The organism is Streptococcus sp. FSL W8-0197 (assembly GCF_037963785.1).
In the GTDB taxonomy this organism is placed as follows: domain Bacteria; phylum Bacillota; class Bacilli; order Lactobacillales; family Streptococcaceae; genus Streptococcus; species Streptococcus oralis_CQ.
This window is the reverse complement of record NZ_CP150168.1, coordinates 127,975-150,250: the sequence shown is the minus strand read 5'-3', so window position 1 is coordinate 150,250 and position 22,276 is coordinate 127,975. Positions and strand designations below refer to the sequence as shown.

The window sequence follows — 22,276 nt, the reverse complement described above, 5'->3', positions numbered from 1 at the left end:
TTTATTCCTCCTTTCCCTTTTGTGTTTCGTAGATTTCGCGGTAGACGGCATTGTTAGCTACCAAGTCTGCATGCCGTCCTTCTCCAATCAAACGCCCTTGATCCAAGACCAAAATCTTGTCCGCATGGACGACTGAACTGATCTTTTGAGCGATGATAATGGTTGTTGTCCCTTTCAGATCTTTATTCAAAGCTTCCTGCACGAGTCTCTCTGACTTAGCATCCAAGGCTGAAGTCGAATCGTCAAAAATCAGGATACGGGGATTGCTGACAATCCCACGGGCAATGGACATCCGTTGTTTTTGTCCACCAGAAAAATTGGTGCCTCGTTCTTCGACCTGACTCTCAAATTTGTTTTCCATGCGTCCGATAAATTCACTGGCTTGGGCAATCCGTGCTGCACGTTCCATTTCTGACACACTGGCATTGCCTTTCCCTTGACGAAGATTATCTGCAATGGTCCCGCTAAAGAGAATAGCACGTTGCAAGACGATGGAAACTGTTTTACGCAAGGTTCCCTCGCTGACGTCTCGAATATCCTTTCCACCAATCTTGATAGAGCCCTCCTGTGGATCAAACAGTCGTGGAATTAACTGAGCCAAGGTAGACTTCCCTGCTCCAGTCGCCCCAACCACACCGACCATCTGACCAGGCGCAATTTCAAAGGTTACATTCTTCAGCATAGGCTCATCATCATTAGGATAGGTGAAGGTCACATTTTCAAAAGAGAGACTTCCTTCTAACTCTTCGTCTGGGAGATCTTTAAAGGTCATCGCTGGCTCGGTATCTAGAATCTCGCGGATACGACGCAAGGAAATCATGGCACGACTGACAGAATTTCCTAAAAATCCAACCATGATGATGGTAAAGATAATCTGGCTGAGATAGTTGATAAAGGAAGCAATCGAGCCCACAACAGATGGATCTGACTGAGCCATACCTGCCACTAACCAGATAGAGAGGAAGACCGCCCCATAGCCGACTAGCATCATGAAGGGTTCTATAACTGAGAAGGCATAACCGATATAAAGATTTTGGCCGAGAAGTTCATCTGAAACCTCGGTAAATTTGTCAAATTGTGCTTTTTCCTGTACAAAGGATTTGACCACGCGCACACCACGTAGATTTTCTTTGGCAATAGCATTGATCCGTTCAAGAAGGGTTTGAAACTTAGCAAATCGTGGCCCCATCATTCCCATCATGATGGCAGTTAGTGCAAAGATTAGGAGCACCATGAGGACAATCACCCACCAAAGTGACGGAAGAGTGTGAACCGCCAAGATAAAGGAACCGATAAAGAGAAGAGGGAGACGGAAGAGGATTTGAAAAGCCATCATCACCACGTTCTGAATTTGGTTAATATCATTGGTCATACGGACGACAAGGTTACCCGCATTGAATTGCTCGATATTGGCATAAGAAAAGGTCTGGATCTTGCGAAAAGCGTCTTCACGAAGGTCCGAAGACACTCCTTGGGCAATATAGGCTGCAAGTGTCACATTGACCCCACCTGCCACCAGACCGACTAGGGCTACTCCTATCAGCCATGCACCAATACTATAAATAGCCTCATTTTGTCCGGCCAACAAAGCCTCTAACACCTCTTGCAAATAGCGTGGTTGCAAGAGCGAGCTCGCAACCATCAAGCCTGTCATCATTAAGGATGCCAAGGCATGCCATTTATAGGTTTTTATTTTTTTAATGAGCATATTTCCTCCTAATAAAATAGATAAAGGGAGCGACATCCTGCGTCAGCTCCTTCTCATTCGTTCATATTGATGCTATTCTAGCAAAAAAGAGGCATCTTGTCAAAGAAGTCTCCTTATTATAAATTAGTGCGCTTTCATCTACAGGTGATGCATGAAAAGGCTTTTTATGGTAAAATGGAAGGAAGAACTCTTACAAGGAGGAAAAGATGAAGAAACAAACCATCGCTGTCTTGGGTCCTGGTTCTTGGGGAACTGCCCTTTCGCAGGTCCTAAACGACAATGGACACGAAGTTCGAATTTGGGGAAATATTTCTGACCAAATCGATGAAATCAATAACCAGCATACAAACAAACGCTATTTCAAAGATATCCTACTCGACGAAAAAATCAAAGCCTATCATGACTTGGAAGAAACACTAAAGGGTGTAGATGCTGTTTTATTTGTAGTCCCAACAAAAGTAACGAGACTGGTTGCCCAACAAGTAGCAAAGGTGCTCGATCACAAGGTTGTCATCATGCATGCCTCCAAAGGATTGGAACCAGATAGCCACAAACGCCTATCGACTATTCTTGAAGAGGAAATTCCAGCTGACCTTCGTAGTGAAGTCGTCGTTGTTTCAGGACCGAGCCACGCTGAGGAAACGATTGTTCGGGATATTACCTTGATCACTGCAGCCTCTAAAGACCTCGAAACTGCCCAGTACGTCCAAAATCTCTTTAGCAATCACTACTTCCGTCTCTATACTAATACGGATGTTATCGGGGTTGAAACCGCTGGTGCTCTTAAAAACATCATTGCAGTTGGTGCGGGGGCACTACATGGTCTAGGGTTTGGCGACAATGCCAAGGCAGCTATCATTGCCCGTGGCTTGGCTGAAATCACCCGTCTAGGGGTCGCTCTTGGAGCTAACCCTCTGACTTATAGCGGTCTTTCTGGAGTTGGAGATTTGATTGTAACGGGGACATCTGTCCACTCTCGTAACTGGAGGGCCGGTGATGCTCTCGGTCGTGGAGAATCCCTCGCAGACATCGAAGCAAACATGGGCATGGTCATCGAAGGCATTTCAACAACTCGAGCAGCTTACGAGCTGGCTCAGGAATTGGATGTCTACATGCCAATCACACAGGCTATTTACCGAGTCATCTACGAAGGTGTAAATACCAAAGAAGCAATCACTGACATCATGAGCAATGAATTTAAAGCAGAAAACGAATGGTCGTAGACCCTTATAGAAAGGAACATCATGAAACAAAAAGTCAGAAAAGCAGTCATCCCTGCCGCTGGATTAGGAACTCGCTTCCTCCCAGCAACTAAGGCCTTGGCCAAGGAAATGTTGCCAATCGTAGACAAGCCAACTATCCAGTTTATCGTTGAAGAAGCCCTCAAGTCTGGTATCGAAGATATCTTGGTTGTTACGGGTAAGTCAAAACGTTCCATCGAGGACCACTTCGACTCAAACTTCGAATTGGAATATAACCTTAAAGAAAAAGGGAAAACAGATCTTTTGAAGCTGGTTGATGAGACAACCGGCATGCGCCTGCATTTTATCCGCCAAACGCATCCACGTGGTCTCGGCGATGCTGTTTTACAAGCCAAGGCTTTCGTTGGAAATGAACCTTTTGTCGTTATGCTTGGTGATGACTTGATGGATATCACTAACGAAAAGGCTGTCCCGCTTACCAAACAACTCATGGATGACTACGAGCGTACCCACGCGTCTACTATCGCTGTTATGCCAGTCCCTCACGACGAAGTATCTGCTTATGGGGTTATTGCCCCGCAAGGCGAAGGAAAAGACGGCCTTTATAGCGTTGAAACCTTCGTTGAAAAACCAGCTCCAGAGGACGCTCCTAGTGACCTTGCTATCATCGGACGCTACCTCCTCACTCCTGAAATTTTCCAAATCCTCGAAAACCAAGCTCCAGGTGCAGGAAATGAAATTCAGCTGACAGATGCAATCGATACTCTCAATAAAACACAACGTGTATTTGCTCGTGAATTCAAGGGAGCTCGTTACGATGTCGGAGATAAGTTTGGCTTTATGAAAACATCCATCGACTACGCTCTCAAACACCCACAAGTCAAAGACGACCTGAAAGACTACCTCATTCAACTCGGAAAAGAGTTAGCTGAGGGGGAATAGAAGAATATTCCATATAAAAAGAACTAGGATAGTTAATTATCCCAGTTCTTTTTATTTTGTATTGCTATTCTTCAAAACATCTATTACCTAAAAAGAAATCTGTATTGCTCAGTCAACCCACTTAAAAGCTCCACCGAATTGGTCTCAAACTACATCAAAGCGCTACGATATTATTTTTTATAAAAATGGGACCACAATAAGTTTGTATAATAAAATAAAAAGCACCGAATCGGTGCTCACTTTTTCAAGTTGTGTACGGACAAAGCCTTATTTTAACTTGCTGTGTTGTTTCGAATAGTTCCAACACTTGTATTGTATACCATTCTTTTAAAAATTGCAAGAAGAAATCTCTATAAAATAGAATAACATTTCATTTTATAACGATTTAAAAATTTACACATTGAAAACGTTTTACAATTTCTTGATTTTAATAGTCAAAAGATATATAATTTAGCCAAGGTTAATATATTAGCGTTTGCTGATAAGAGCTTAAAGAGTATAACTCAAAGGAGAACACTAAATGAACAATAAACCTTACTCTATCGGACTTGATATTGGTACTAACAGCGTCGGATGGAGCGTTATCACTGACGATTATAAAGTCCCATCGAAAAAGATGAAAGTTCTGGGTAATACCGATAAACGATTTATCAAGAAAAATCTCATCGGGGCTCTATTGTTTGATGAGGGAACTACTGCTGAGGCTAGACGCCTTAAACGAACTGCACGTCGTCGCTATACTCGCCGGAAAAATCGTCTTCGCTATCTTCAAGAAATCTTTGCTGAGGAAATGAGCAAGGTAGATAGTAGTTTCTTTCATCGATTGGATGACTCCTTTTTAATTCCTGAGGATAAAAGAGGGAGTAAATACCCTATTTTTGCTACCTTGGTAGAAGAAAAAGAATACCATAAGCAATTTCCAACTATCTATCATTTGAGAAAGCAACTGGCTGATTCGAAAGAAAAAGCTGACTTGCGCTTGATCTATCTAGTATTAGCTCATATGATTAAATACCGTGGGCATTTTTTATATGAAGAAGCTTTCGATATAAAAAATAATGATATTCAAAAAATCTTTAACGAGTTTATAAGCATTTACGACAACACCTTTGAAGGAAGTTCACTTAGTGGGCAAAACGCACAAGTAGAAACAATTTTTACCGATAAAATTAGTAAATCTGCAAAGAGAGAGCGCGTTCTAAAACTCTTTCCTGATGAAAAGTCCACTGGTTTGTTTTCCGAATTTCTCAAGTTAATTGTAGGAAATCAGGCTGATTTTAAAAAACATTTTGACTTAGAAGAAAAAGCTCCACTACAATTCTCTAAAGATACCTATGATGAGGATTTGGAAAACTTGCTCGAACAAATTGGAGATGACTTTGCAGACCTTTTCGTGGCCGCTAAAAAACTCTATGATGCGATTCTTCTGTCAGGCATTTTGACTGTCACAGATCCTTCAACCAAGGCTCCACTGTCAGCATCTATGATTGAGCGCTATGAAAATCACCAAAAAGACTTGGCAGTTTTAAAACAATTCATCAAAACCAATCTTCCAGAAAAATATGTTGAAGTTTTTTCTGACCAATCAAAAGATGGGTATGCTGGATATATCGATGGTAAGACCACACAAGAAGCATTTTACAAATATATCAAAAATCTTCTCTCTAAATTCGACGGAGCAGATTATTTCCTTGATAAAATCGAACGTGAAGTTTTCTTGAGAAAACAACGCACCTTTGATAATGGTTCTATTCCTCATCAAATTCATCTTCAAGAAATGAATACCATTCTCCGTCGACAAGGAGAACATTATCCATTCCTGAAGGAAAATAAAGAAAAGATAGAGAAAATCTTGACCTTCCGTATTCCTTACTACGTTGGTCCATTGGCTCGTGGCAATCGTGATTTTGCTTGGCTTACTCGAAATTCCGACCAAGCAATCCGACCTTGGAATTTTGAAGAAATCGTTGATAAAGCAAGCTCTGCGGAAGACTTCATCAATAAGATGACTAACTATGACTTGTATCTGCCAGAAGAAAAAGTTTTGCCTAAACACAGTCTCTTGTATGAAACATTTGCTGTCTATAATGAATTAACAAAAGTAAAGTTTATTGCAGAAGGAATGAGAGACTATCAATTCCTTGACAGTGGACAGAAAAAGAAAATTATCAATCAATTATTCAAAAAGAAAAGAAAAGTAACTGAAGATGATATCATCGATTGTTTACAAAAGATTGATAACTACGATGGAATCGAACTAAAAGGAATTGAAAAACAATTTAACGCTAGTCTATCCACTTATCATGACATACTAAAAATTATCAGAGATAAAGAATTTATGGATGATCCTAAAAATGGAGATATTCTTGAAAATGTTATCCATACTCTCACAATTTTTGAAGATCGAGAAATGATTAAGCAACGACTTGCTCAATATAATTCTATATTTGATGAGAAAGTGATTAAGGCACTGTCTCGTAAACATTACACTGGTTGGGGTAAACTCTCTGCCAAATTGATTGACGGTATCAGGGATAAACAAACGGGGAAAACTATTCTTGACTACTTGATGGATGATGGCAAGAGCAATCGTAACTTTATGCAGTTAATAAAAGATGATGAACTTTCTTTCACTGAAATTATCCAAAAAGCACAAGTTGTGGGTGACACAGATAATTTACGACAAGTTGTTCAAAATCTTCCTGGAAGTCCTGCCATCAAAAAGGGAATTTTACAAAGTATTAAGATTGTTGATGAACTTGTCAAGGTTATGGGCCATGCTCCCGAGTCTATTGTGATTGAAATGGCACGAGAAAATCAGACTACTGCCAGAGGGAAAAAGAATTCCCAACAGAGATATAAGCGCATTGAAGATTCATTAAAAAATTTAGCTTCTGGACTTGATTCAAACATATTAAAAGAGAATCCAACAGATAATATTCAACTTCAAAATGACCGTCTCTTCCTTTACTATCTCCAAAATGGGAAGGATATGTATACTGGAGAAGCTCTTAATATCAACCAACTGAGCAGCTATGACATTGACCACATCATCCCACAGGCCTTTATCAAGGATGATTCTCTTGATAACCGTGTCTTGACGAGTTCAAAGGATAATCGTGGGAAATCCGATAATGTTCCTAGTCTTGAAGTAGTTGAAAAGATGAAAGCTTTTTGGCAACAATTATTGGATTCTAAATTGATTTCAGAACGTAAATATAATAATCTAACCAAAGCAGAGCGAGAGCGAGGCGGGCTAAATGAGCTTGATAAAGTTGGCTTTATCAAACGCCAACTAGTTGAAACACGCCAAATCACAAAACATGTTGCTCAGATCTTGGATGCTCGGTTCAATAAAGAAGTGACTGAGAAGAATAAGAAGAACCGTAATGTCAAAATCATCACTTTGAAATCCAACATGGTTTCCAACTTCCGTAAAGAATTTGGGTTATACAAGGTGCGGGAAATCAATGACTACCACCACGCGCATGATGCCTATTTAAATGCAGTGGTTGCTAAGGCCATCCTTAAGAAATATCCTAAACTAGAGCCTGAATTCGTTTATGGTGACTATCAAAAGTACGATCTTAAGAGATACATCTCAAGATCCAAAGATCCTAAAGAAGTCGAAAAAGCAACTGAAAAGTATTTCTTCTACTCAAACTTGTTGAACTTCTTTAAAGAAGAGGTGCATTACGCAGACGGAACCATCGTAAAAAGAGAAAATATCGAATACTCTAAAGACACTGGAGAAATCGCTTGGAATAAGGAAAAAGATTTCGCTACAATCAAAAAAGTTCTTTCACTTCCGCAGGTGAATATTGTGAAGAAGACAGAAGAACAAACCGTTGGACAAAATGGAGGTCTGTTTGATAATAATATTGTGTCCAAGAAAAAAGTAGTTGACGCAAGTAAACTAATCCCAATCAAATCCGGTCTATCACCTGAAAAGTATGGCGGTTATGCAAGACCTACAATCGCTTATTCCGTTCTGGTAACATACAAGCAAAATAATAAAATTAAAAACACAATGGTCGGCATTCCAGTGCTTACTAAATTAGAATTTGAAAGAGACCCTAATTTATATTTAAGAAATCTAGGAATCAACAATGTTTCACATGTAATAAAATTAGTTAAGTATACTGTATTGGAATTTAAACATAAATACGGAACCTATAGGAGATTTATAGTTAGCAATCAAGAATTGAAACGTGCAAATCAGATTTTTGTCACTACTAAACAAATGAAACTGATTTCTCAATATACCACTTTGGATAAAAATGAGCACGATAGCTTGTTAAAAAACAATCAACAACTTATACAATCAATTTGGAATCAATTTCTAGAATTTATGTTAGCAACAGACTTGGTTAATAAAAAACAGTATGATGAGCTTATTTTAACCAATAACCAAACTATTGAGGAATGTAGAAATATTATGAATAGGGTCATCACCACTTTATCTTTTACTAATATTAATGCTGGACAGAAAAAAATAATATTCGATGATACGTTATCATTACCTATAAAAAGATGGCAATTCACTGACAGCGATAAAATGGTGAAAAAAATAATAGAATCCACCCTCATCCACCAATCCATCACTGGTCTTTACGAGACTCGGATTGACTTAAGCAAACTAGGAGAAGACTAATGGGATGGAGAACCGTTGTTGTCAATACGCACTCTAAGCTCTCCTACAAGAACAATCACTTGATTTTTAAAGATGCCTCTCGGACAGAGTTGATTCACCTGTCCGAGGTGGACATCCTACTTTTAGAGACGACGGATATCGTTCTCTCCACTATGCTGATTAAACGTTTGGTGGATGAAAATATTCTAGTCATCTTTTGTGATGACAAACGCTTGCCAACGGCATACCTAATGCCCTACTACGGTCGTCACGATTCCAGTTTGCAACTCTCTCGGCAAATTGCTTGGAATGAAGATGTAAAGGCGGAAATCTGGACAACCATCATTGCACAAAAGATTCTCAATCAGGCTTTTTATCTGGGGAGTTGTGGTTTTCTGGAAAAGAGCCAGTCAGTCATCGATCTCTATCATGGGTTGGATTTATTTGATCCTAGCAATCGTGAGGGTCATGCTGCTCGGATTTATTTTAACACCTTGTTTGGAAACGATTTTAGCCGTGAACAAGATAATGATGTCAATGCTGCCTTGGACTATGGTTACACCTTAATTTTGAGTATGTTTGCGCGTGAAATTGTGTTGTCTGGTTGTATGACTCAGTTTGGATTGAAACATGCTAATCAGTTTAATCAATTCAACCTCGCTAGCGATATTATGGAGCCTTTCCGTCCGATTATTGACAGAATCGTCTATGAAAATCGAAACAGTTCTTTTGTCAAAATCAAACGAGAGCTTTTTACTATTTTCTCAGACACCTTCCACTACAATGGCAAAGATATGTACCTGTCCAATATCGTCAGCGACTATACTAAGAAAGTTATCCAAGCTCTCAATCAACCAGAGAAAGGAGTTCCTGAGTTTAGGATATGAGTTATCGATATATGCGTATGATTTTAATGTTTGATATGCCCGTTGATACCGTAGAGGAACGCAAGGCCTATCGGAAATTTCGCAAGTTCCTCATAGATGAGGGATTTATTATGCACCAATTCTCCATCTATAGCAAGCTCTTGCTCAACAACTCTGCTAATAACGCCATGATTGAGCGACTCAAGACTCATAATCCTAAAAAAGGAAACATTACTCTCTTAACCGTTACAGAAAAGCAGTTTTCTCGTATGATTTACTTAAATGGCGAGCGAAATACCAGCGTAGCAAACTCCGACGCACGTTTGGTTTTTCTAGGAGAGGAGCCTAGAGATGAAGATTAATTTTCCGCTATTAGACGAACCATTAGCTATTGAAAATGCAACCTTTTTAGTGTTGGAAGACCAGTTTACCTTTTCAACTATCGTCAAGCAGTTCTACCAGTACACTGATGATGGAGAATTAAAGTTGTTTGATAGAAATCTAAAAGCTCTGAAAGAATCTGAATTACTAGTGATAACGGATGTCTTAGGATACAATCTAAACTCACCTGCCATGCTCAAGCTGATACATGCTGATTTAGAAAATCAGCTCAATGACAAACCCGAAGTCAAGTCCATGATTGAAAAGTTGGTTGCTACGATTACAGAATTGCTAGCATTTGAATGTTTGGAAAACGAGTTAGACCTAGAGTATGATGAAATTACCATTCTAGAGTTAATCGATGCACTTGGTGTCAAAGTCGAAACCCTAAGTGATACACCTTTCGAAAAGATGCTAGAGATTGTCCAAGTTTTTAAATATCTTTCTAAAAAGAAACTCCTTATTTTTATCAATGCATCCGCCTATCTATCAAAGGATGAGTTAGTAAATCTGATAGAGTATATCCAACTAAATCAACTAAGGGTTTTATTTGTCGAACCTCGAAAAGTCTATGATTTTCCGCAGTATGTGCTGGATCAAGACTATTTCTTGAACCCCGAAAATATGGTATAATAAGAGTAACAATTGGAACCTAACGAGCTGGAGTCTGGCTGGGACGAATGGCGCGATTACGAAATTTCGTGAGAAAAATTTTTCTACGAGGTTTTAGAGCTGTGTTGTTTCGAATGGTTCCAAAACTGAAGCCTTCAGCCGGAGTTATTTACCTGGGTTTTAGAGCTGTGTTGTTTCGAATGGTTCCAAAACTAATAAACCAGTCGTATTCATCGACTTGATGTTTTAGAGCTGTGTTGTTTCGAATGGTTCCAAAACTGAAAATTGGAATTTAAAGAAAACGAAAGGGTTTTAGAGCTGTGTTGTTTCGAATGGTTCCAAAACTGAAAATTGGAATTTAAAGAAAACGAAAGGGTTTTAGAGCTGTGTTGTTTCGAATGGTTCCAAAACAGAAAAAATTTGCTAAAGCTATGAATCTTTGTTTTAGAGCTGTGTTGTTTCGAATGGTTCCAAAACGAGTGCAAGGATTGACTGACCGCCACATAGTTTTAGAGCTGTGTTGTTTCGAATGGTTCCAAAACTCAGACCACGCGCGTCTGAATGCTATCTTCGTTTTAGAGCTGTGTTGTTTCGAATGGTTCCAAAACAACGTACCAGCTTTTCCTGTCGTTACGGTTGTTTTAGAGCTGTGTTGTTTCGAATGGTTCCAAAACCTGATAACCGTGGAATCTCTCTTACAAAATGTTTTAGAGCTGTGTTGTTTCGAATGGTTCCAAAACTTGACATGGGAGAATCTACAAACTTGAGCGGTTTTAGAGCTGTGTTGTTTCGAATGGTTCCAAAACAAGATGATAAGCCGGGGTGGATGAAAGCTAGTTTTAGAGCTGTGTTGTTTCGAATGGTTCCAAAACATGAAAATCATTTGTATTTCAAAAACTATCGTTTTAGAGCTGTGTTGTTTCGAATGGTTCCAAAACCTCCAACACCAATACGAACTTGAGCATATTGTTTTAGAGCTGTGTTGTTTCGAATGGTTCCAAAACATCATTATCAAAAGAGATAACACCCTGCCAGTTTTAGAGCTGTGTTGTTTCGAATGGTTCCAAAACCTTAATTGGTGCCTACCCTTACATCAACGAGTTTTAGAGCTGTGTTGTTTCGAATGGTTCCAAAACGGGTTCTGCTTACGGAGGAATGGTTAAACGGTTTTAGAGCTGTGTTGTTTCGAATGGTTCCAAAACGCGAGTGAAAGAAACCAATCAGCTCTATGAGTTTTAGAGCTGTGTTGTTTCGAATGGTTCCAAAACGACAAACCTATTCAGCAGCATCAGATAACGGTTTTAGAGCTGTGTTGTTTGTAATAGTTAAAAAGCTACTCAAAAAATGAGTAGCTTTTTAACTATTACAACTCTACACATAACTCATTCCTTTGTAGAAAAGGAAAACGGCTAGTGCGATAAAAAGTACAGTTGCTCCGATTCGCTGGCTAGTACTGTACATCCTTCTCTCCCATTTAACTGGAAAAATAACTGCTAGAAAAGCACCTCCTACTGCCCCACCGATATGGCCTGCTAGGCTGATTCCTGGAATCAGAACACTTCCAATGATATTGATCACGAAAAGCGTCAGGTAGGATTGCCCCAACTGCTGAATATAGGGGTTGCGAGTTGCGTAACGCAAGACGATAATCGCAGCAAATAGCCCGTATAGGGAAGTGGATGCCCCAGCAGCGACAACTTTCGGTGTGAAAGCAAAAACAAAGAGATTGCCCATCATTCCAGATAATAGATAGAGAAAGAAGAACTGCTTAGAACCGAAAATCTCCTCCACCTGTCGTCCAAGAAAGTAGAGCGAAATCATATTGACAATGAAATGCTCCCATCCGATATGCACAAATATAGCCGAAAAAAGGCGCCAAATCTGCTCAGGGAACAGGCGAATGATCGGTCCATACATGGCTCCAAACTGAAGCAAGGTATCTGCTCGTTCAAAATTTAAACCTGTAAAAACCAACATCAAGAGAAATACCAATGCTGTTACTAGGAGGAAGAAGCTAGTCACAGGATAACGTTTATCAAAGATTTCCTTCATAGATTAGCACCTCCTGGACGGGAATATCATGGTTTTCCGAGTTAAACTCCTGAACTTGACAAGGATAGATTGTACTCATGGTATGCCCAGCAAAATGCTCCAGATAGCGGTCGTAGTATCCTCCACCATATCCAATCCGATAGCCCTCAGTTGTAAAAGCCAAACCCGGAACATGGATTAAGTCAATCTGAGACGGTTCCACCACTTCCAAGTCTCCTTGCGGTTCCAGTAAACCAAAGGAAGTTTTTACCAACTGCTGTGGATGATAGACCACAAAGTCCATGCGCCCCTTGGGATAGGTTTTGGGTATCAGAACCTTTTTGCCGTCCTTCAGCATCCGCTTGATCAGTTCTTGCGTTTGAAATTCATGAGGGAAGGAGAGATAGGTTGCGATGGTCTTGGCTTCTTGGTAAAAGGGATGCTTTAAAAATCGTTCAGTTAAAACTCGATCCATAGCCTGTTTTTGCTCCTGAGATAGAGTCTTCATTTCTTGCAAAATTTTCTTGCGTAGTTCTGCTTTCATAGACAATTCCTCTACTCTGCTGCCTTCTTTTTTAAGAAACTAGAGACTGCATCTACCCCAATGGCTAAGGCTTCTTCTTTGGGACTCATCTGAGGGTGATGAAGGGCGTAGGGACTATCGATACCTAGCCAGAACATAACGCCATCTACCTTCGAAAGGAGATAACCAAAGTCCTCACCAGTCATAGCTGACTCAATATCAATCAACTCAATTCCGTCTTTCTCTTCAAAAAAGTCCATCAGTTCACGCGCCAAGGCTGGATTGTTCTCAACAGGTAGGTAGCCTCCTTGCTTGAGTTCTACTTCGACTTCCATATCAAAGGCTGCTGCAACCCCTTCTGCGACTGTCTTGACTCTTTTTTGTACCAAGAGGCTCATGTCCTGAGTCAAGGCACGAATGGTTCCGTGTAAAAAGGCTGTATCTGTAATGACATTGTTGGTTGTTCCAGCTTGGAAAACACCAAAGGTCACCACCGCTCCCTCGATTGGATTGACATTGCGGCTGACAACTGACTGCACTTGGGTTACAAAGTAACTAGCAGCCACCAAGGCATCATTGGCCTCATGTGGAAAAGCAGCGTGTCCCCCTTTTCCTTTGAAACGAATCTTCACTTCACAAGTCCCTGCAAAGAGTGTATGGGTGTTGGTCGCAATCTGTCCAACCTTCAAATCCGGACGAACATGGAGACCATAAAACTGATCTGGCAGCCAGTCCTCAAAAGCACCATCCTCATACATGAGCATCCCACCAGCTTCATTTTCTTCAGCAGGCTGAAATAGGAAGAGCAAATTATTCTTGGGTTGCTCCTCAAGGGCGCGTTCGAGACAGCCCAAGGCAATAGTCATATGAAAATCATGGCCACAGGCATGCATGCGACCTTGGTGTTGAGAGGCGAAAGGTAGACCTGTTTGTTCGACGATAGGCAGACCATCAATGTCTGTTCGCCAACCAATGGTTCGTTCCGGCTGACTTCCCTGCAGGTAGACCAAAATCCCTGTCCGCCAAGTACGAACTTGAACAAAGTCCTTGCCCGTAATCAATTTTTCAATCACATCCAGCAAATAAGCCTGAGTCTTGAACTCTTCCAAGCCAATCTCTGGAATCTGGTGTAAATCTCGTCTAGTCTGAATCAAATCTAACATCTATCGGTCCTCCTTTTGATAGAAGAAAGAGGCTGGAAAAAGGGTTCCGCCTCTTTTTTACTTTTACAATTACAAGGTACGAAGCGCATCCTCTAGCGCTGTTTTTTGTTGAGTTTGGGCATCAATCTCTTTGATGATGCGAGCTGGAACACCTGCTACTACCACGTTTTCTGGGACATCCTGGGTAACAATAGCTCCTGCTGCGACAACTGAACCACTACCGATTTGAACTCCTTCGATAACCACTGCATTGGCACCGATAAGAACATTGTCTCCGACACGGACTGGTTCAGCACTAGCTGGCTCAATCACACCTGCCAAAACTGCACCTGCACCAACGTGACTGTTTTTCCCAACGATAGCACGACCTCCAAGGATGGCACCCATGTCAATCATGGTTCCAGCACCGATTTCAGCACCGATATTGATAACAGCTCCCATCATGATAACAGCATTGTCACCAATTTCAACCTGGTCACGGATAATAGCACCTGGCTCGATACGAGCATTGATAGCACGTTTATCTAACAAAGGAACTGCAGAATTACGAGCATCTTGCTCGACAACGTAATCTTGATTTTCTACCAAACCTTCAAGAAGCGGAGCCACGTCCTTCCAGTCTCCGAATAAAACATTTCCTAGTTTGACAACAGAGCTTGGCACAGCAGTTGCAAGTTCTCCCTCAAAAGTTACTTTGACACTGGTTTTCTTTTCCGCATTGGCGATAAATTGGATAATTTCTTGAGCGTTCATTTTTGTAGCAGTCATAGGTGCCTCCTGGTTCGTTATAATGATACCTATTCTACCAAAAAAGGCTTCAAATTTGAAGCCTCAACTATCAAATAATCATCTTTACCTGGCTTGTTTTGCTTCTTCTACAGATAAAAAAATCATCGGAACGATAATCAACACCATAGCCAAGGCCAAAAAACCATCCATGACCAATCCCAGAAAAAGAACACTTAATAAAGCTGAAGAGAGCGGTTCGCTAGCACTCACCACCGATACAACCAGCGGGGAAACGAGTGACACAGCCTTCATAGATAGGAAGAAGGCAAAAGCAGTACCAAACACGGCAATCGTCAGACAAATCAGCACACTTACCAGATCCACTTGAAAACTTATCTGATAAATAGGGTAAAGGAAATTACTAAAGAGACCTGCCAGAATCATCCCCCAACCAACAGTCGGAACAAATCCGTAGCGCCGTGCAAAGCGTTGAGGAAGGATAACATTAAACATGACCCCTACTGCACTGAGCAAACCTGTCACTAGAGCCAAAGGTGTCATGGATAACTGGGACAAATCCCCTTTTGTAGCCATCAAAAAAACACCTAGCATGGCAATCAAAACATAGAACACAGCTGTAATAGAAGCCTTCTTCTGGTAAATGATTCGATTGTAAAACAGGATAAAAACAGGGCTGATAAATTGCAAAATGGTCGCCGTCGTCGCATTGGAATACTCAACGCAGAGATAGAAGAAAAACTGCACAGAAAAAATACCTAGAATAGCATAGGCTAAAAAAGGTAGATAATTTTTCTTATCACGCCAGATGTCCAACAAGCGGCTACGCAACTGAAAAGCAGGTAAACCTAAAACCAAACTCCCTGCCACTAGTAAACGCATAGAAGTAATCCATCCAGAAGACACTGGATAATGAGTGAAAAAATACTCTCCTAAAATCCCACAAATCCCCCAGATTAGGCCTGAGAGTAGCGAGTATACTGTTCCCTTAACAATCTTTTTCTGATAATGATTCATATTATTATTGTAACACGAAACCAACAAAGAAAAAAGTAGCAACAAGGAGAAATTACTAACCTTGCTACTACTCTTTCTTAACGATTAAATAGACGTGAACGTCCTGAAGAACCACTTTGAGTATTGCCACTCGAACTTGAACTTCCAGAGCTACTGCTTGAACTTGAGCTTGGAGGAGTCACTGCTGGAATGCTTCCTAGAATATTCTTCCATGCGTTCAGATAATCTGCATCGCTTCCTCCAATAGCAAAGCGATAGGTGGTCACTGGCGCGCCTTCTTTAGTCGCCCAGTAGCTCGTTACTGTTGATCCAGAAACTTCTATTTCTTTTCCATTGATGGAAACCTTGCCTGGTTTTTGTCCTGTAGATCGGAGAACTTGCGACTTGGTCACACTTGGATCCAGATTAAAGCGTTCATTCCCCCATATTCCAGGTTCAGCTTGCTGAATGGCATTGACCAAGTGGGCCATATAGTTGGCATTGCGGTAGTGACCTGCTCCTTTGGCTAGTGGTCGGTTGTCGTCGTGACCTAACCAGCCACCCAAAGTCAAGCGAGGTGTAGAAAGCATGAGCCACATATTTTCATCTTCATTGGTCGTACCAGTTTTTCCGATCCAGTCAGCACGAGCGAGGGATGGATTGATAGTCGTCAAGTCCGTCTGGAAACTCGAGGTAATCCGAGACGAGATAACATCCCGAAGGAGACTTTGCATAATGGTTGCTGTCGCTTTTGAATAAACTTGGACAGGCTCATCCTTGTGCTCGTATACCAGTCGGCCATCCGTTGACTCGATCTTCGCGATCATATGTTTCTTATGGTAAACTCCATTGTTGGCCAGAGTTTGATACCCGTTGGTATGCTGGGCAACTGTAACGTCAATCCCCCCACCCATCGGTAAACTTTCAATACCATATTCTGGGATTTCGTAACCCATTTTTTCCATATAGCCTTTGACATCAACACCCTTCTCTCGAAGCGTACGATACGTCCAGTAGGCTGGGATATTCCATGAGTAGTTAAGGGCTTCTCCCAATGTCATCATGCCCGTACCAGGACTATTGACATACATGATGGGATTCCCATTTGAGAAGTTGGTAGGATAGTTTGACAAGATACTTGCACTTCCCATCAAACCTTGGTCAATAGCGATACCATAGGCCAATATAGGTTTTGTGGTTGAAGCTGGAGAACGCTTGGTATCAATAGCGTGATTGTTCTGATTTTCTTGATAATTACGACCACCAACAAATCCAAGGATAGCTCCCGTTTGGTTGTCCATGAGGACATTCCCCACCTCAGGCTGGCCTGTCGAATCATCTAGCAAATAGCCGTAGGTCGCAACCGCATTTTGCATCGCAGCATGAACATTTTTATTGATAGTTGTCGTAATCTTATATCCACCATTTTCAATTTCCTTAGCGGCTAGATCACGATAGGATTTCTGAATGGACTCATTCTTTAATTCTTGCGCAGAAACATTATCTCGTTGGACGAGGTAGTCGTACATGCGATCAGTAGCTTCTGCCAAGGTTGCATAGTAGAGATAGTCACGCGAAGTACCGCTAACACTACCTGATGGTAGGAAATCTTTCTTAAAGTCATAATCTTTGTACTTATCGTAGTCTTCCTGACTTAGAGCCCCTGTTCGGTACATATTGTAGAGGACATCCTTGGCACGCTTAATTCCCAAAGCCATGTCCTCATCACTCTTCATGCTACCATCAGATTCATAAGGAGAATAACTGATTGGACTCTGTGGCAATCCTGCGATAAAGGCTGCTTGAGGGACCGTTAAATCCGAAGCATTGACCCCAAAGATTCCTTCTGCAGCCTGCTGGGCACCTGCAATATTTTGACCTTTATGATTGCGACCAAAAGGAGCTATGTTAAGGTAGGTTGTCAAGATCTCATCCTTACCCATGGCCCGTTCTAAAGCTAGAGCATCAATAATCTCTTTAGCCTTACGAGCCAGAGTTGGAGCATCCCCCACCACTTGCTGCTTGATGACCTGCTGGGTCAAGGTCGAACCACCACTAGACGAGCCTAGACCGACAAAGGTTCCCAAAGTCGCACGAATAACGGCCTTAGGCACAACTCCCTTGTGTTCATTGAAATGCTCGTCCTCTGTCGCAACAATGGCTTTCTTAAGATTGTCTGAGATAGCATCTGAAGCGACTGAAGTGCGCAATAAATCGCCCTCGATCGAGGCAATGGTACTGCCGTCAGAATAAGTGATTTCTGAAATAGAGGCAATATCCTTCACTTGCTTGACCAACTCTTCTGCTTGAGGTACCTGGGCCTTGTCAAATAGAGCGACTCCATAACCCATAGCTACACCAGCGCCAAACAGTCCACCGATAAAGCCTAAGATAAAGAGAGTATTAAAAACTATTTTAAAACCACTCAAAACTTTAGCAAAAATAGACCCTGCCCTTCTAACTTTATCAGAAGAGGTCCCCTTTTTACTAGTTTTCTTATTAGCTAGTTTTTCTGCTAGTCTTTTCTTCCATTTTGCAATTCGTTGCATTAGCTGCTGGAAAAAATGCAGCATTTTTGTTTTTAATTCATTAATTCTTTCTTTCATGAATGTCCTCGCTTTCTCTATTATACCATAAAAGGGAAACTTTCAATAAAATAGCCACTTTCTTCCCTATTCCACTAGGCTATTAATCAAGTTTGTGATACAATAGGTAGAAACAATATTTTATAAAGGAGAAAAGACACATGCACATTTTTGATGAGCTAAAAGAGCGTGGTTTGATTTTTCAAACGACTGATGAAGAAGCTTTGCGTAAAGCCCTAGAAGAAGGTCAAGTCTCTTATTATACTGGCTACGATCCAACTGCTGACAGCCTTCACCTAGGTCACCTTGTCGCAATCTTGACAAGTCGTCGTTTGCAACTAGCAGGTCACAAACCTTATGCGCTCGTTGGCGGTGCTACAGGTCTCATCGGAGATCCGTCCTTCAAAGATGCTGAGCGTAGTCTCCAAACAAAAGACACAGTAGAGGGCTGGGTCAAGTCTATCCAAGGACAACTTTCTCGTTTTCTTGACTTTGAAAATGGGGAAAATAAAGCTGTCATGGTCAACAACTACGACTGGTTTGGCAGCATCAGCTTCATTGACTTCCTCCGTGACGTCGGAAAATACTTCACTGTCAACTACATGATGAGTAAGGAGTCTGTAAAAAAACGGATCGAGACAGGGATTTCTTACACTGAGTTTGCTTACCAAATCATGCAAGGTTACGACTTCTTTGTCCTTAACCAAGAGCACAACGTAACCCTACAAATCGGTGGTTCTGACCAGTGGGGAAATATGACAGCTGGTACCGAATTGCTTCGTCGTAAGGCTGACAAGACTGGTCACGTTATCACTGTTCCACTCATCACAGACGCAACTGGTAAGAAATTTGGTAAATCAGAAGGAAACGCAGTCTGGCTCAACCCTGAAAAGACTTCTCCATACGAAATGTACCAATTCTGGATGAATGTCATGGATGCCGACGCTGTTCGTTTCTTAAAAATCTTTACCTTCTTGTCACTGGATGAAATTGAAGACATCCGCAAAGAGTTTGAAGCGGCTCCACACGAACGCTTGGCACAAAAAGTCCTCGCTCGTGAAGTCGTGACTCTTGTTCACGGAGAAGAAGCTTACAAAGAAGCCCTTAACATCACTGAGCAACTCTTTGCAGGAAACATCAAAAACCTTTCTGTCAAAGAACTCAAACAAGGACTTCGTGGAGTGCCAAACTACCAAGTTCAAGCAGACGAAAACCACAACATCGTGGAAATCCTCGTATCTTCTGGTGTGGTTAACTCAAAACGCCAAGCCCGTGAAGATGTTCAAAACGGAGCTATCTACGTCAACGGCGACCGCATCCAAGACCTTGACTATGTCTTGGGGGATAGCGACAAGTTAGAGAACGAACTGACTGTTATCCGCCGTGGTAAGAAGAAATACTTCGTTTTAACCTACTAAAACATTTTAAAACCGTCAACATAAATTATCGAATTTTAAAAACCAAAAGGAGTTGTCTCATTTGAGAATAACTCCTTTTGGTTTTTATGACCTCAGCTCCTCGGTCTCTTACCTACTTTTAATAGAAAGACTACGAAGGACGATTCTTAAAGTAGTCAGATTGTGCAGTATCGAAAGATTAGATGGGCTTAACCAATTTAACAACCCAAATCCGATTAAACTTCCATTTATTACAACTGTTTCTTGAATATTTCTTTGAATTAATTTCTGTAACGATTCAGATAAAGAATTCAATTCCTCGAAGAAATCTAAACGATTATCTAATAATAAAATATCACTCATCTGCTTAGAAATATCCGCACTTTCATTCATCACAACCCCAATATCTGCAAGCGTCAAGGCAGCAGAGTCGTTTAACCCGTCTCCAACCATCAAAATAGTTCGGCCAGCTTTCTGTAACTCCTGAACCAACTGAAACTTACCATCTGGCTTTAAATCAGTATAGACGTTGTCAAATGGCAGATCTTTAACCAATTCTTCTGTTCTAGCCAACGTATCACCAGTTGCCAGAATCAGTTTTTTCCCTTGGCGTTTTAGCTTTTTCAATGCAGCTTTCGCCTCGCTTCTCAAGGGAGTGTGGATACAAAACATCCCAATTAATTCTTTCTTATAAGCCAAAAACAATAAATTGTAATGAGTCTTATATTGCTCAATCAAGGCCAGTTGCTCAGAACTAATTCTTACCTGCTCGTCTTGCATTAGTACATAATTTCCAATGACAACCGATTGACCATCAATTTGCGATTTAATCCCTTTGCTTGCAACATACTGAAGCTTGCCATGCATTTCTTCGTGTTCAATGCCTTCAATTTCAGCTTGTTTAACAATTGCATTAGCAATAGGATGATAGATATGCTCCTCCAAACATGCACTTATTCTTAAAATATCTTTCTCAGTATAATCTCCGAAAGGAAGAACCTTTTCAACCAAAGGATAACTCGTCGTGATGGTACCCGTTTTATCAAACAAGAAAGTATCCACTTCCAGATATTTTTCTAATACATCACCATCTTTAATAACCATTTCTCGATTTAGACCTTCCTTTATGGCCGTAAGATAGGCTACAGGTGTGGATATTTTTAGAGCACATGAAAAATCCACCAATAAAAAGGAAATGGCTTTTGAAAACGAGCCTGTTAACAGATAAGTCAAACCAGCACCTAAGAAGTTATATTTTACAACCTTGTCTGCCATCCTAATAAAATGACGTTGTTTTGTCTTCTTACTCTCTTCAGATTTTTTCATCAGATTGATGAGTTGCAAAATGCGACTGTTTATCTGATTATCTGTCACACGAATTCTTAACTCTCCTGTTTCCAAAACAGTATTCGCACATACAGAATCTCCCTCTTTCTTTTCAACAGGGAAACTCTCTCCTGTCAAGGAACTCTCGTTGACCATGCCTAAGCCCGAAACCACTTGGCCGTCAAACAAGATTTCATTCCCTTGGGAGACAACTAACACATCGTCTACTTGAACATCAGAGCTCTTGATGCTGATGACCATGTCTCCCTGCACTAAGAAAACATCACTTTCTTTAGCAAGAAGGCTTTGTTCCAAATCTGTTGCTGTTTTTTTCAAAGACCACTGATCCAGATGATTACCCAGATCAAGCATAAACATGATGTTGCTAGCTGTCTTGGATTGGTTCATAAACAAGGACAACAAAATGGCCGAACAGTCCAAGACCTCCATGGTTAGTTCCTTGCGCGCTAAAGTTTGATAGGCTTCTTTGACATAACCCAAAGCCTGATAACAAGTCCAAATATAACGAATAGGGTAGGGTACAAAACTTCGAAACAGCCAACGCTTAATCGCTGCACCCGATACAATTGAATAAGCACTCTCTTCTCTACGAATGGGAAGCGTCATCAAGTCCGAAACTTTCCCCTTGTCAATTTTTTTTAAAAAGGCCTCTGCATTTTCTAATACAGAGAAGCCTTCTTTCATACGTAGAGTAAAGTGCTGCTGATCCATATAAAACTGAATAGAGTCGATCCCTTTTTCATCTTTAGCCAAGGAACGAAGATAATCTTGAATATCCAAGGTCAGTGAAAACGAGGACGATAATCGGATATGTTGATATCCTCTGTGTAGCACTTTAAAAGACATATTATTCACCTGTCAGGCTATCTAATTGTTCTTCTTTCTTTTCCTGTTCGTATAAATATTTAGCGTCTTGTAAAACATCATCACCGTGTTGTTTTACAACAGAAACAGATGCATCCAGTCCATCTTTCAATTTGTAAGCTTTAGCCAAGGCCTTAGAATAGCCTTTCTTAGCTTCTTTACTTGCTAAGACTTTCAAGCCAAGCGTCCCAAATGCTACCCCTCCTAAGAAGAGAGATGATTTTTTCGCAACTTTTGCGACGGTTAATACTTCTTTTAACATTTTTATTTCCTCCTTGT

Annotated in this window: 16 protein-coding genes and 1 CRISPR repeat array; of the genes, 7 read left to right on the top strand and 9 right to left on the bottom strand. The window is 40.9% G+C overall.

Annotated elements, in window-relative coordinates; genetic code table 11:
- Position 1 precedes the first annotated feature (1 nt).
- Positions 2-1,708 (bottom strand): ABC transporter ATP-binding protein, encoded by a 1,707-nt coding sequence (locus tag NYE79_RS00835; RefSeq protein ID WP_213952321.1) that lies wholly within the window; start codon positions 1,706-1,708, stop codon positions 2-4.
- 206 nt (positions 1,709-1,914) lie between these two features.
- Between NYE79_RS00835 and NYE79_RS00830 the strand changes: the two genes are divergently transcribed.
- The 6 genes from NYE79_RS00830 (at position 1,915) to csn2 (ending at position 10,365) form a co-directional block, all read left to right on the top strand.
- On the top strand, positions 1,915-2,931 hold the full coding sequence (locus tag NYE79_RS00830; protein WP_213952322.1) for an NAD(P)H-dependent glycerol-3-phosphate dehydrogenase: 1,017 nt from the start codon (positions 1,915-1,917) through the stop codon (positions 2,929-2,931).
- 21 nt (positions 2,932-2,952) lie between these two features.
- A complete protein-coding gene (gene galU / locus NYE79_RS00825) occupies positions 2,953-3,852 on the top strand; it encodes a UTP--glucose-1-phosphate uridylyltransferase GalU (protein WP_000811028.1) in 900 nt (299 codons plus the stop codon).
- A 520-nt stretch (positions 3,853-4,372) separates the two neighbouring features.
- Positions 4,373-8,506 carry a type II CRISPR RNA-guided endonuclease Cas9 gene (gene cas9 / locus NYE79_RS00820; RefSeq protein ID WP_216728772.1) on the top strand — a complete coding sequence of 1,378 codons (4,134 nt, stop codon included), beginning with the start codon at positions 4,373-4,375 and terminating at the stop codon, positions 8,504-8,506.
- On the top strand, positions 8,506-9,372 hold the full coding sequence (gene cas1 / locus NYE79_RS00815; RefSeq protein ID WP_000539860.1) for a type II CRISPR-associated endonuclease Cas1: 867 nt from the start codon (positions 8,506-8,508) through the stop codon (positions 9,370-9,372). Before cas9 ends, cas1 begins: the two co-directional genes overlap by 1 nt.
- Positions 9,369-9,713 carry a CRISPR-associated endonuclease Cas2 gene (gene cas2, locus NYE79_RS00810; protein ID WP_002876413.1) on the top strand — a complete coding sequence of 115 codons (345 nt, stop codon included), beginning with the start codon at positions 9,369-9,371 and terminating at the stop codon, positions 9,711-9,713. Before cas1 ends, cas2 begins: the two co-directional genes overlap by 4 nt.
- Positions 9,703-10,365 (top strand): type II-A CRISPR-associated protein Csn2, encoded by a 663-nt coding sequence (gene csn2, locus NYE79_RS00805; protein ID WP_000700133.1) that lies wholly within the window; start codon positions 9,703-9,705, stop codon positions 10,363-10,365. Before cas2 ends, csn2 begins: the two co-directional genes overlap by 11 nt.
- A gap of 90 nt (positions 10,366-10,455) precedes the next feature.
- Positions 10,456-11,678: direct repeats of the CRISPR family, unit length 36 nt; unit sequence GTTTTAGAGCTGTGTTGTTTCGAATGGTTCCAAAAC.
- A gap of 37 nt (positions 11,679-11,715) precedes the next feature.
- On the opposite strand, the gene NYE79_RS00800 is transcribed toward csn2, so the two are convergent.
- The 6 genes from NYE79_RS00800 to pbp1b all read right to left on the bottom strand — a co-directional run bounded on the left by NYE79_RS00800 (position 11,716) and on the right by pbp1b (position 18,410).
- Complete coding sequence (locus NYE79_RS00800; protein ID WP_339293731.1) at positions 11,716-12,396, bottom strand: rhomboid family intramembrane serine protease; 681 nt, start codon at positions 12,394-12,396, stop codon at positions 11,716-11,718.
- The gene (locus NYE79_RS00795) at positions 12,380-12,919 is read right to left on the bottom strand and encodes a 5-formyltetrahydrofolate cyclo-ligase (RefSeq protein ID WP_049478977.1); all 540 of its coding nucleotides are present in this window, start codon (positions 12,917-12,919) and stop codon (positions 12,380-12,382) included. Before NYE79_RS00795 ends, NYE79_RS00800 begins: the two co-directional genes overlap by 17 nt.
- A gap of 11 nt (positions 12,920-12,930) precedes the next feature.
- Positions 12,931-14,061, bottom strand: a complete 1,131-nt coding sequence (locus NYE79_RS00790) for an N-acetyldiaminopimelate deacetylase (protein ID WP_049520519.1) — start codon at positions 14,059-14,061, stop codon at positions 12,931-12,933.
- Positions 14,062-14,130: 69 nt separating this feature from the next.
- Positions 14,131-14,829 (bottom strand): 2,3,4,5-tetrahydropyridine-2,6-dicarboxylate N-acetyltransferase, encoded by a 699-nt coding sequence (dapD, locus tag NYE79_RS00785; protein WP_000127447.1) that lies wholly within the window; start codon positions 14,827-14,829, stop codon positions 14,131-14,133.
- Positions 14,830-14,913: 84 nt separating this feature from the next.
- Positions 14,914-15,825, bottom strand: a complete 912-nt coding sequence (locus NYE79_RS00780; protein WP_339293730.1) for an EamA family transporter — start codon at positions 15,823-15,825, stop codon at positions 14,914-14,916.
- A 77-nt stretch (positions 15,826-15,902) separates the two neighbouring features.
- The gene (gene pbp1b / locus NYE79_RS00775) at positions 15,903-18,410 is read right to left on the bottom strand and encodes a penicillin-binding protein PBP1B (protein WP_042901968.1); all 2,508 of its coding nucleotides are present in this window, start codon (positions 18,408-18,410) and stop codon (positions 15,903-15,905) included.
- Positions 18,411-18,550: 140 nt separating this feature from the next.
- On the opposite strand from pbp1b, the gene tyrS reads away from it, so the two are divergent.
- Entirely contained in the window at positions 18,551-19,807 is a 1,257-nt protein-coding gene (gene tyrS / locus NYE79_RS00770) for a tyrosine--tRNA ligase (protein ID WP_042901966.1), read from the top strand.
- 108 nt (positions 19,808-19,915) lie between these two features.
- Here tyrS and NYE79_RS00765 read toward each other — a convergent pair whose 3' ends face one another.
- Positions 19,916-21,979 (bottom strand): heavy metal translocating P-type ATPase, encoded by a 2,064-nt coding sequence (locus tag NYE79_RS00765; RefSeq protein WP_021002059.1) that lies wholly within the window; start codon positions 21,977-21,979, stop codon positions 19,916-19,918.
- 1 nt (position 21,980) lies between these two features.
- On the bottom strand, positions 21,981-22,259 hold the full coding sequence (locus NYE79_RS00760) for a DUF6110 family protein (RefSeq protein ID WP_021002060.1): 279 nt from the start codon (positions 22,257-22,259) through the stop codon (positions 21,981-21,983).
- Positions 22,260-22,276: the final 17 nt, after the last annotated feature.